This window comes from Nitrososphaerota archaeon, from assembly GCA_011605775.1.
Lineage (GTDB): Archaea > Thermoproteota > Nitrososphaeria > Nitrososphaerales > JAAOZN01 > JAAOZN01.
Map to the genome: position 1 here is coordinate 24,568 of JAAOZN010000040.1, position 12,125 is coordinate 36,692.

At 47.5% G+C, this 12,125-nt stretch carries 12 protein-coding genes; 9 read left to right on the top strand and 3 right to left on the bottom strand.

Going from position 1 to position 12,125, the window contains the following annotated elements; all coding sequences use genetic code 11:
* Position 1: 1 nt before the first annotated feature.
* Positions 2-835, bottom strand: coding sequence for a xanthine dehydrogenase (locus HA494_03810; GenBank protein ID NHV96895.1), 834 nt, complete (start codon positions 833-835; stop codon positions 2-4).
* A 44-nt stretch (positions 836-879) separates the two neighbouring features.
* Positions 880-2,127, bottom strand: coding sequence for a molybdopterin molybdotransferase MoeA (locus HA494_03815; protein NHV96896.1), 1,248 nt, complete (start codon positions 2,125-2,127; stop codon positions 880-882).
* Between the two features lie 65 nt (positions 2,128-2,192).
* Here HA494_03815 and HA494_03820 point away from each other — a divergent pair, with 65 nt between their 5' ends.
* From HA494_03820 to HA494_03840, 5 genes are all read left to right on the top strand, one after another.
* Positions 2,193-3,056, top strand: coding sequence for a protoheme IX farnesyltransferase (locus HA494_03820; protein NHV96897.1), 864 nt, complete (start codon positions 2,193-2,195; stop codon positions 3,054-3,056).
* 71 nt (positions 3,057-3,127) lie between these two features.
* Entirely contained in the window at positions 3,128-3,811 is a 684-nt protein-coding gene (locus tag HA494_03825; GenBank protein NHV96898.1) for a hypothetical protein, read from the top strand.
* Positions 3,812-3,853: 42 nt separating this feature from the next.
* On the top strand, positions 3,854-4,558 hold the full coding sequence (locus HA494_03830) for a nucleotidyltransferase family protein (protein ID NHV96899.1): 705 nt from the start codon (positions 3,854-3,856) through the stop codon (positions 4,556-4,558).
* A gap of 19 nt (positions 4,559-4,577) precedes the next feature.
* A complete protein-coding gene (locus HA494_03835) occupies positions 4,578-5,825 on the top strand; it encodes a hypothetical protein (GenBank protein NHV96900.1) in 1,248 nt (415 codons plus the stop codon).
* Position 5,826: 1 nt separating this feature from the next.
* On the top strand, positions 5,827-6,861 hold the full coding sequence (locus HA494_03840; protein NHV96901.1) for a bifunctional phosphoglucose/phosphomannose isomerase: 1,035 nt from the start codon (positions 5,827-5,829) through the stop codon (positions 6,859-6,861).
* On the opposite strand, the gene HA494_03845 is transcribed toward HA494_03840, so the two are convergent.
* The gene (locus tag HA494_03845; protein NHV96902.1) at positions 6,858-7,874 is read right to left on the bottom strand and encodes a galactose-1-phosphate uridylyltransferase; all 1,017 of its coding nucleotides are present in this window, start codon (positions 7,872-7,874) and stop codon (positions 6,858-6,860) included. The genes HA494_03840 and HA494_03845 overlap by 4 nt on opposite strands.
* A gap of 144 nt (positions 7,875-8,018) precedes the next feature.
* Between HA494_03845 and HA494_03850 the strand changes: the two genes are divergently transcribed.
* From HA494_03850 to HA494_03865, 4 genes are read left to right on the top strand one after another with little or no spacing between them, the layout of a single operon-like run.
* Positions 8,019-8,618, top strand: coding sequence for an NADH-quinone oxidoreductase subunit B (locus HA494_03850; GenBank protein ID NHV96903.1), 600 nt, complete (start codon positions 8,019-8,021; stop codon positions 8,616-8,618).
* 3 nt (positions 8,619-8,621) lie between these two features.
* Positions 8,622-9,122 (top strand): 4Fe-4S binding protein, encoded by a 501-nt coding sequence (locus HA494_03855; GenBank protein ID NHV96904.1) that lies wholly within the window; start codon positions 8,622-8,624, stop codon positions 9,120-9,122.
* Positions 9,119-10,855, top strand: a complete 1,737-nt coding sequence (locus HA494_03860; protein ID NHV96905.1) for an NADH-quinone oxidoreductase subunit D — start codon at positions 9,119-9,121, stop codon at positions 10,853-10,855. Before HA494_03855 ends, HA494_03860 begins: the two co-directional genes overlap by 4 nt.
* 16 nt (positions 10,856-10,871) lie before the next feature.
* Positions 10,872-12,125, top strand: a complete 1,254-nt coding sequence (locus tag HA494_03865) for an MFS transporter (protein ID NHV96906.1) — start codon at positions 10,872-10,874, stop codon at positions 12,123-12,125.

Consider the following 12,125-nt stretch of genomic DNA (forward strand, 5'->3'; position numbering starts at 1 on the left):
TCTAAGCCTTCTCTACTACCGCCTGCTCGATTTTACTTATCTTCTTAGGTGCACCTGTTCCTCCCCTTCTGCTCATTATGATTTCTGCAATTATGCTGACCGCTATCTCCTCTGGGGTTTCTGCGCCTATCTCTAGTCCGATAGGTGCGTGAACTCTTAAAAGCTTCTCTGCTGGATAGCCCTGTTTCATAAGCTCTCTGAAGACAAGTTGAACCCTATTAGCGCTTCCAACCATCCCTATGTATCTTGCCTTAGAATTTATAACCGCTTTTAACGCCTGTTCATCTCCTTGATGCCTCGTGCATATCACAATGCTATCGTAAGCGTAGATGGGTATCTTAGATACACCATCTTCATAGCCCTCTGCTATAACAGCTTCTGCTTCAGGAAAGTCTTCTGGTTTTGCAAAAGGGTCTATGACCACTACCCTCATACCTACAAACCTTCCAGCTTTAGCTACTGCTTTAGCAAGGTGCCCAGCGCCCAAGATTATTAGTCTAGGGTTGGGTTCAACAAGCTCCAACGCTATCTCCACCTTCCCACCACAAGCCATCCCCAGACCAGACCAGCTGTCATCTCCAAGATCCGCCTCTACGATCCTAAGCACACCATCTTCAAAAACCTTCTTAGACTCGTGAAGCACATAGGTTTCTAAGCACCCGCCGCCGATAGTACCTATGCTGCTGCCGTCCTCGAGAACGATCATCTTTGCGCTTGTGCCTCTAGGTGTTGAGCCGGCTGCGCGTATTACAGAGGCTAACACAAACCTCTTCCCATCTTCAAGTAGCTCGGCTACCTTATGGTAGATTTCGCTTGTTGTGTAGGTTGGCTGCATCATCTTCTTTTCTTAAGAGCGGCTGCGGTAAAAAAGGTTTCTGGCTATGGCAAAGAAGATAGCCCCGGCACAAGCGCCACATCCACGTCTGTATCTTTCCTTACGACCATTCGGTTCGGCTCGGTCAAGATGTATCCATCAGCTTTTACAAGCACGTTTAGCATTGGAGAGTCTCCTCGAATTGGGTGGGCGACTAGCTCATTATCCTTCTTTCTAAGCGAGACCCATGTCATCTTCTTGAAGTCTGGGAATCTGTGAAAGACCAGATCCTCAGCGAGCCTAGCCCGTACTGTAGCTTCGTATCTAGTTGTCTCTTGCCCTGAAAGCTTCTTTATGAGTGGCAAGGCTAAGTAGACGAAGGCATTTACAGTCGATTGAATCAAACCTGGTAGTATTATTACGGCTTTGCCGTTCACAACACAACACCCAGCCACCCTTCCTGGATGTAGCTTTAACCCGTGTTTGTGCATAGTTGGTGTTAGTGTTTGGAGTGTTTTCGAAACCAAGTCTGCTTCGCCTACAGATGAGCCGCCTATTGTCAGAAGTAGGCTGCTTTTAGCCAACCCCTTGAGTACTGTATCTTTTATCGCTTGAGGGTCGTCTGGCACAATACCCAGGTAGAGGGGTTTACCGCCTGCGCTCTTGATTAGGGCTGTGATGGTGTAGGCGTGTGTATTTAGGGTCTTACCCAGCTCCGCCTCTTCCACGCTTTCAGTAAGTTCGCTACCTATTGATGCTACAGCTACTACCGGTTCGGCGTAGACCTTAACCTTGGTGTAACGTAGAAGCCTTAGCATACCCAGATCCTGCGCTCTGAGTTTGTGCCCAGATCTGAGAACGATCATGTCTTTTGCTACATCAGACCCCTTCTTAACAACTTCTGAACCCGCTTTGACTGGCTTGGTGACATAAACCTTGTCTCCTTCTACATATACCTCCTCTTTTCCAACCACGGCATCACAACCTTCAGGCAGATAGCTCCCAGTTCTAACACGATAGGCTTCCCCTGTTTGGACTATCTTGGGGGGTTTAACACCCAACTCAATAGATCCTCTAATGGTTAGCACCACAGGATGTTGAGGCGTAGCATTCAGCGTATCAACAGATCTCAGAGCATACCCATCCAGATGTGAGCTGTTAAAGGCCGGCACATCTATAGGCGACTTGACCTCCTCGGCTAGAACACGGTTAAAAGCGTCCGCAACATCCACCTCAACGACTTTGGGTTGGGCACGCTGCGCACCGAGAAGAGCCTCGAATACCTCATCGGGGTCGGTGTATTCTATGGGCATTTCACAGAAGATCTTTAACAAACTATATTTATACTTATGTCGCTGGGTATTCTAGGGTAACCTCTTTGCTCGAGCGGGTTAAAGCGTATTACGAGGTAACAAAACCGCGAGTATGGTATCTGCTCGTATTCACGGCGCTCGGAGGTTATGTGGTTGCTGCTGGTAGGAGCATAGACCCGTATCTGTTTGCGCTAACTATTATCGCTGTAACATTGGGTTCTGCTGGAGCTAACACGATCACCTGCTATATAGATAGGGATATTGATGCTGTCATGGATAGAACTAGGCTTCGACCTATACCCACAAGAAGAATATACCCAGCGGAGAAAGCGCTCTACTACGGCTTAGCCCTAGCATTAGCCTCAGTCACTCTAGCACTACTCATCAACCCGATAGCTGCGCTACTTATGGTCTTCGGGCTTGTAGACAACATCATAATCTACAGCAAGATGCTGAAGAGGAGGAACCCTGTAAGCATAATCCTAGGTGGCTTCTCAGGAGGCGCACCAGCGCTCATAGGATATGCAGCGGTCAAGAACACAATCGATCTAACCTCGTTACTGATGGCTGCGCTGGTAGTTTTATGGATTCCGGGTCACATATGGGCACTTGCACTCTATGCGAAAGACGATTACGCCAAAGCGAAAGTACCTATGCTCCCAGTCGTCGTCAGCGAGAGCGTAGCTGTAAGGTGCATCGCCTCAACATCCATACTCATGGTGGCTTTCAGCATAGGCATCTACTTTGCAGGCACCTTCGGAACAATATACCTTACAACAGCGGCGATCCTAGGCGCAGTGGCGCTGGCGGTAAACTTTTGGCTCGTCGTTAAGCCGAGCAAAGAGCGAGCTTGGATCGGGTTTAAGTTATCCAGCCCCTATCTTGCTTTAATATTCCTAGCCATGATGCTTGACAAGATTGTTACTTAATTATCAACAAATGATTTAAATCTGCACATAGAGGAGTCTTAGAGAATGGGTATGAGCAGAGGTCCTATCTCTTGCCTAAAGTCGTAACTTTGCTCTCTGAGAAGGACTTCCTCTTTCTAGCCGCTTTACTAGCCAACAGAGCCGATCTTGCCGCTGCTGCTGAAGAAGGTGGTGCTGATGCGCTGGTTGTAAGCACCGGAGCATCTGACTTCGGAGCAAATAGGTTCGGAAACTTTGAATTAGAAGAGGAGGGTATAAGAGCGGTCACCTCAACGGTAAGCATACCCGTAGGGCTCTACATGGGCGATACCCTCCACATAGATTCAGAAGAGTGGGAGAGGGTGATAGCTGCGAACATAGATTTTCTGATCATGTTTGCGCACCAGATGCCCATCCTCGTCTTATCCGATGAGAGAGTGTCTAAGTTTGCTGCCATAGGGCCTGGGTATGTTATTGAGCAGGTTAGGGCGCTATCTAAGGACCCTAATATTGACGCTCTGGTCGCTGCACTAACCCCGTCACAAGCAGTTGCTCAAGATATGACTGCTCTTGATCTTGGTACGCTGAGGCTTCTCGTGGGGCTTTCTGAAAAGCCTGTTTTAAATCTGCTTCAGAAGATAGTTGAGCCACGCTTCTTACCGATTTTAGCCCGAACTGGTTGCAAAGGGGTGATACTTAACTCCCTTGCACTAGGCTCTTCTGCTGAAAGCGTGAAGCTAGTCTTGGCAGATTACCGCTCCAGAATATTGGTGTAAACTTTAACTAACGGCGTCTCACTTACTTGCTGTGTGAGCAGGTTGAAGGTTGTTATACTTGCAGCTGGTCTGGGCACTAGGCTTCGACCATACACGCTCTTCGTACCTAAGCCGATGCTCCCTCTAGGTGAGAGACCTGTTTTAGAGTACGTGTTAGAGTGGCTTAAGAAGTATGGGTTTGATGATATATGCATCTGTGTAGGATATCTACGCAGAACCATCGAAGAATACTTTAAGGATGGGTCTGAATTCGGGGTTAGGATCACATATATACGCACAAGCAGACCGATGGGTACTGCTGGTCAGCTTAAGAGTGCTGCACCCTACATATCTGACACCTTCCTATGTCTTTACGGCGACACCATCTTCGACTTTAATCTGCAACGCTTTGTGGATAAACATAGGGAGAAGAGGGCTGACGCAACGATAGCGCTAAGCAAGTATAAGGTGGTGCTCAAATACGGCTTCATAGATGTAGATGCTGAGGGGTTTGTGCAGAACTGGCGGGAAAAGCCCGAGCTTCAAGGTTTAATCAACATCGGCTGCTACGTTATGGAGCCCAAAGTCTTAAACTACATACCTGAAGGTGTCGTATACAGTATGGATCTAGCCTTCCAAAATATGATAAAGAGCGGGGAAAGGATTTACGGACACATTATAGAAGATGGCTTCATCGACATAGGGGACAAAAAGTCATATGCCTCAGCCTACAGGAAGTATCTTGAGAGGCTCGGTAAGATCCTCTAGCAAGCCGGTGCCTCCCTAGTTGTATCTAGTAGTCTTCGACGACCCTATAATCTCAAACAACTTCAAGCCACTAACCTACACAAGAGCAGCATTCGAGCTACCCTTTGCTGCAGGTACTGTACTCGATAGACTGCTTAACGCTCTAAAGCCAGATGAGGTGGTTCTTTTAGTGCCAAATTATCTAAAGAAGGTGGTTGAGGAAAGACAACAAAACTTCGCAGTAAATCCAGAATCTGTAAATGAAGACGCCATACTTGTAAACGGCTTTTTCAACCCTAGTTTCAAAGACCTTCTTAAGAAGGTGGCTTCAGAGAATAAGAGGTTTGCGATCTTTGATGAAGACTTACTTGCTGCAGCGAGGCTGGACGAGTTTCACCTAAGTAAGATTATGCAAACCATAAGAGAACGTAAACCCTACTTCAACGCTTTACCTGATTCCTCACCTTCTTTTAGAGTCTCTAACACAGTGGCTGCGAAATATCCTTGGCATCTCCTTGATCTAATCGGACCCGCGTTAAGAGAGCAAGCAAAGCAAATGGGGGAAGCGAAGGAGGCGTTACCCCCTAACATCTTTGTTAAGGGCAGTAGAGAAGGTTTAAGATTTGGAGATGGGGTCACGGTAGAAGGTTTCGTTACATTTGATACCAGCTCAGGTCCTATAATTTTAGATGATGGGTGCACAGTTGAGTCTTTTACTAGGGTCTCTGGACCTACCTATATTGGGATGGGCAGCCTCATCAAACCCTCCTCTATAATCGAAGGTAGCGTGATCGGTGAGGGTTGTAAGATCGGGGGCGAGGTCTCCAACTCCATTATCCTAAGCTACACCAATAAGGCGCATTTAGGCTACATAGGACACTCTATTGTAGGGGAGTGGGTCAACTTAGGCGCTGGTACTTGTAATTCAGATCTTAAGAACACATACGGTAGCGTGAGGGTAAGTGTGGATGGTGCGGTTGTTGATACCAAGCGTGTGAAATTAGGGTGCTTCATAGGCGATGGTGTGAAATCCTCGATAGGCACTCAGATAAGCACGGGTAGAAAGATAGGCGTGTTTAGCCACATAGGAGGCTTCATAGACCGAGATATACCGCCTTTCACATTCTGCCCAAAAGGTGTTGAGAGAGGCGCTGAGCCTATGCCATTAGAGGAGGTGTTAAAGGTGCAGAGGAGGATGATGAGTAGAAGAGGTAAAAGCCCAGGCGAGGCCTATGAGAATATGATGAAGGCTGTCTTTGAAATGTGTAGAGTTGAGAGAGGTGGTTAGTGTGGAGCTGAGTAAAGGGGAGGTTGAACGAGTAGATCGAGAAGGATTGCACAGAGACTACGAATCTTGGCCTGAGCAGGCTGAGTCAGCTCTCAAGCTATCAGTAGATCTTAAAGGAGTTGATGCGAATAAAATAGTGTATTGTGGGATGGGTGGCTCAGGCTGTGCCGGAGATATTCTGCAAGATCTGTCTTTCAGCAGAGCCAGATTCCTTCCCCTCTATGTAGTTAAGGGGTATCATCTACCACAGTTCGCTGATAAATTGACACTGGTTCTAGCGGTCAGCTACTCAGGGGATACAGAAGAAACTCTATCTGCCCTTAAGGAGGCGCTTGAGAGAGGATGTAAAGTGGTCGGGTTCTCCTCTGGTGGAGAGCTCGAGAAGATCTGTAAGGAGAATAGCGTACCACACGTAAAGCTTGGCAGCGCCCTAACCCCTAGATCAGCCTTACCCTTCATACTCTACTCAACCCTATCTGCTCTAGAAAGGTTGGGCTATGAACTGGTTTCGGAGAGCGACCTCTACGACACAATAGCTTTGATGCGTAGGCTAAGGGGATCGGTAGGGGTGGAGAGTGAGTTGAAAGATAATGAAGCAAAGCAGATCGCGCACCACCTCTATAACGCATACCCAATAGTATACGGTCCTCAGGAGTTTAGGGGTGTACTTTTGAGATTCAAGAACTCGCTTAACGAAAACGCTAAGGTTCATGCGTCTGTTGAGATATTGCCTGAAGCTTGCCACAACAGTATCGAAGCTTGGCTCCCTTATCCTTCAAACCTTCGGGTCCTCTTCGCAATAAACGAATACGATGAAAGGTTAAAGAAGCGGTTTGATACGCTTATGGAGCTGGTTGAGCGGTCTGGTGTCAAGTATAGGAGCGTCCACGCGGGAGAGGCTTCGCTCTTCAAAAGTATGGTGAAGCTCCTCTACATATTGGAGTACGCAACGCTCTACCTTGCTGTGTTAAGAGGGATTCCACCAGCACCAACACCCAACATAGCTTTGTTGAAAAAGAGGTTGAGCGGAGACTAGGAGACACCTACGAGCGCAGCGAACTCTCTTTTAAATGCGAAGCTGAGCTTGCTAGCTACCTTCTCCGGTGGAAGAGGGTTGAAATATATGCCCGTGCCCACGTGAAGCGAGTTCGCTGGTGGAGCGTTCGCATGCACCTCGAGGTGCCAGTGTAGCTGCTTAGATGTCTTCTTCTCTGAGGATGAGTGTAACACGATGGTATAGGGTGTGAAGTTAAAAGCCTTATCAAACGCACCTAATGCCGCTCGGATAGTGAGGGCGAGGTTATCAAGCTCCTTCTGCCCAACTTTTAGGAAACTGGTCTGATGCCTCCTAGGGAAGACCCAGAATTCGTATAAGGATGATGGAGCCCAAGGAGCGAAGACGATATAATGCTCGTTTAGGTATATCTGCCTTGGGCCGCCTGTTTCAATAGATACAACGTTACACATCGGGCATACAGCCGTTTCTCGATAAGTGTTATGGAAGGCGGTGGCTTCTTGCTCCACTATGGGCGGGAGCTTAGGGAGTGTAACCAAATTGAATCTAGCGTGCCCCTTTGCTCGCTCTGCGAAAACAGAAACATATGTTACACCTTTCTTACCATATAACCACTTCATACGGTCTTGAATGACTCTGAGAAGATTAGACCACTGATTTACGCTTATGGTTGATAAAGTTTCTTGGTGGTCTGGTGTCGCCACTACTTCATAATGGTAGCCGAATGCAGGCTCGCTATAAAGAGGGAGATCAGTAAATCTTGACTGCTGAGATATGCTAACAAATGGTTTCCTACTAGGAATAACTCTGATGGACCAGTTCTTAATTCTCTCCTCTTCAGTATCGCTTTTCTTAACCAGCGAGCCTTGATACTGCACTAAGACCAATTCGGCTGGTTGAGTTAGGTGCTCATTACCCGCACAGTAGGGGCAAACCTCCTCGCCTCCGCCAGCCTCTAGGTAACCGCGCTCAAGATCTTCATCGCTCACTATACAAAGCGAATCTCTAAAATAGTCCTTTCTGATCTCAACCATAATTATTACCTCACCTAACCAAACCCCATAATAGCGGGGAAGCCAACTCTTATGTTTTAACATATGCAAACATATATACCGGATAGTGAGAGGGAGCTTACCGTTATGCAAAGCGAGGTAGACCCAAAAGCAGTCGAAGCGATAATGCAGAGCAGAGCGGAAGGACCTCAGTCTGCGGCCGTGCTGGTGGGTAAGGTTAATGAAGTGGTCAAGCCTAAAAGTGCAATAAGAAGGGTTATGGACTACCTTATAGGCGAGCCGCTAACCTATCTTGTTAACTGGGGTAGACTCTACTCTCTTTGGCCGACTCACGTTGAAACAGCGTGCTGCAGCGTTGAGATAGGGGCCTCGGCTGGTCCAAGGTGGGATATGGAGCGTTTTGGCGTATTGGAAGCCTTTGGGAGCCTTAGGCAGTGCGACCTTATGATAGTTATGGGTACGGTGACCAGAAAGCTAGCACCTAGGTTAAAGCTGATTTGGGATCAGATGCCCGATCCAAAGTTTTGTATAGCCATGGGTGCTTGCGCAATATCTGGAGGGCTCTATGAGCAGTCTTATAATGTGCTCCAAGGGGTTAACAAAATCATCCCGGTCGATGTATACATACCAGGGTGCCCTCCACCAGCCCAAGCAGTTATAGATGGTATCGTGAAGCTTCAGGAGAAGATTCGTTGTATGGATCTTAAAGGGAGGGTCATATCCGAATCTTATCTTCGCCTCTCACCTAAGTGGAGGATGAGATAAGACATGGTAAAACCGATAGCGATACTTAACGCGGTTAAAAGCGGGTTACGCCACCTATTTTATAGTCGTGTTACAAGAAGGTACCCTGAAGTCGAAAGCGGCCTACCTGAAACCTACTACTCCTTTGACCCAAAGAAGGGTGTCGCAGCCGCCGGCTGGAGAGGGCGCCACTACCTTGAGTTAGATAAGTGCACTGGCTGCCAGCTATGCTCATTTATGTGCGATGAAATAAGTAACGCGATTGTGATGGTAGAAGTGCCTGAAGTAAAGTTTGAGCAGAACAAAAAGAGTCTCTTCCCATCTATAGATTATGGGAGATGCGTGTTCTGCGGGTTATGTGTCGATTCTTGCCCCTTCGAGTGCCTACATATGACTCCTGAGATTAGGTTGGCAGACTATGATAGGAACAAGCTTTACTACTCCCCGCTTGAGTTGAGCATACCACCCTCTGTGGGTAAGCCGTCATATCTAGTTGGGAAGCGAAGGGAGGCAGCGAAAACTTGAACGATCTGTTTGAGAAGATTAGAGAGAGAGCGCCAGAAGCCCAGTGTACCGTCAGAGGAAATAGGATTAAGGTCGTGACGCCTGCGGAAAGTGTCGTAAGAGTGGCTGAGGTTGTGAAAGAATACGGTTTTAACCACATAGAGTCGGTCTGTGGCATAGACCACCCTAATGATAACGCAATGGAAGTCCTATATATTGTGGGCTCAGTAGAAGAAGGTCTGAAGTCTAAGGTATTGATCTTAGGCAGCAGAATCTCTCGGAATAACCCTGTCTTCCCATCCCTTATCAACATATGGCCTGGAGCTTACTTTCACGAGAGAGAAGAGTATGAGATGCTGGGTATCCGCTTTGAGGGGCATCCGAAGCTAGCCAAGCTACTTCTACCAGACGATTGGGACGATACCCCTCCGTTGAGAAAGGAGTTTCAAGTTAAAAAGTGGGGGGCGATCGAGCGTGAGGATTCAGGGCTTAAGATAGAGCGGGCTGTCCTTCATACCCCTCCGCCAGAATACATACCGACACAAAGCGACTTTATGAAGGTTAAAACACCACCTTTCTTAGAGCGTTTCCAGCAAGCTCTTGATGTGCCAGACTATGATACACTGGGTAGGCAGCTCTTCCAATGGGTTCGGAAGGATGAGCGGAGCATCGCCATCTCTTTCGGCATTCAGCACCCTGGGAGCGGGCATATGAGGCTTGTCTTAGGTGTGGATGGAGACATCATAACCGAAGTCGAACCAGACATAGGCTATGTGCACAGAGGGAAGGAGAAGATGTGTGAATACAAGAACTACTTTCAGAACATACCTCAACTAGAGCGTATGACTGTACACGATTCCTCAGGCATGCTCTTCCCTTATGTGCTCGCTGCAGAAGACATACTTGACATTTCAGATAAGGTCCCTGAGCGGGCTAAGTATCTGCGCATAATAATGGCTGAGTTTAACCGCATACTTAACCACACATATTGGCTTGCAATAATGGGTATCTTCACAGGGCACTCAACAATGTTTATGTGGGCTATGGGCGACCGCGAACTTATTATCGATGCTGCTCAACGACTTGCTGGTGCTAGAGTCACATTCGCCTATTTTGTGCCCGGCGGAGTTAGAAACGACGCCCCAGAGGGTTGGACGGATTACGTGCTGAAGATCTGCGATAAATTTGAGGAGCGCATCAGCCACTATAGGGAGATATATTTTGAGAACCCGCTCTTTCTAGATCGAACGGTAGGCGTTGGTGTTTTGCGTAGGCAAGACGCCATAGATCTCGGCATAGTAGGTCCAGCGCTTCGGGCATCTGGTGTCTTTTCAGATACTCGTAAAGATGAACCTTATTCGCTCTACGATACCATCGACTTTGACGTGCCTGTGATGAAAGAGGGTGACTCATATGCTCGCTGTATGGTCTCCTACCTAGAAATGTATCAGAGCCTAAGGATAATAAGGCAAGCAGTCAAGATGATGAAGCCCGGGCCAGTCAGATACCACATCAGAGGGAGATTGAGAGGTAGGGAGGGTGAAGCCTACGCTCGAACAGAAGCGGCGCGAGGAAGCCTCTCATTCTATATAATCAGCGACGGAAAGGAGAAGCCATATAGGGTTAAGATCAGCACCCCCTCTTTCAGAAACCTCTTAGCCGGGGTTAAAAAGCTGCTTCCTGGGCATAAGGTGGCCGATGTTCCAGTGATACACTGGAGCTTGAATTATTGGGCGGTAGAAGCCGACCGCTGATATTAAGGAAGAGATTTTGAGTAAGGCTGTGTCAGAGAAGCCTACCAGCATACAACCCATAGTTATCTTAGTGTTATATATGGGGCTATACTTCTTCTCTCAATTTCACCGAACAGCTATCGGTCCTCTTGCAGGGGAGTTTATGCGTGAATTCGGTGTATCTGCGGCGAACGTGGGTGTGCTCACATCTTCTTACTTTATCATATATGGTCTACTCCAACCACTTTATGGTGCTGCGATAGATAGATACGGTTCAAGCAAGGTGGTTCTCTTCACGATGCCCATCTATGTTCTAGCGTGTTACCTATTCGCCACATCCCCAACATTTGAATCACTCATCCTATCCAGAATAGGAGTAGCCGCAGCCATCGCTTGTGTTTTTATAGCCGGTTTGAAGGCGACCGCCCTCACATTTAAGAGTGCCACATATGGTAAGGTAGTCGGGATCTACACAGGCTGGGGATACACAGCAAGTCTACTAGGTATGGTTATTCCCAGCATCATGCTTGGGCAAGGTTTAGGTTGGCGCCAAACATTTATCTCAGTAGCTGTGGCAAGTCTAATCTTCTACGTATTCTTCGCCGCTTTTACTGTTAGACACGCTACTAAGAAACAGGCTACCGATCCTTCATCCAAACAGAGTGGAGTTAAATTAAGAACACTTTTTTCATCGAACCTTTTGCTCATTTATCTGAGTACTGCGGTAGCGTATGGATCTTATGTAGGTCTTGTCAGCTGGATACCGAAGTATCTCTATGACGTTTTTGCACTAACTAGAGACGTTGCCGGTATTGTAGCAGCACTACCTGTTGCTATGATGGCCATAGGGAGTCCTCTCATGGGGATTTTAGCTGACAGGACAAAATCCTGTAGCTCTGTGTATAAGTATACTCATCTTTTGACCGCTATCCTCCTAGCAGCGCTACTCTACTCAATTATGTTGAGTGATGTGTATCTTTCTATGTTGTTCTTTTCGTGCTCTGTATTAAGCCTAAGCGGTTTTACGATTTGGCCCACGATCATCAGAAAAGAGGTAGGTGAAAGGAACCTTGCCCTACTCCTAAGCTTGGTTAACACCTTCGTAGTCCTAGGCGCATTCGCTTACCCAGCAGCGATGGGGCTGATAATGGATCTGACAACGCCGAAGATGATAATCGCAGGTGAGCGAATTTATGACGTGGGAGCATATTTCTGGGCATTCACTCTCTGCCTTGCTACCCTGGCGATTTCAACCTTGATGCTTTTCGCGCGGATGCGTACAAAAGTTTAG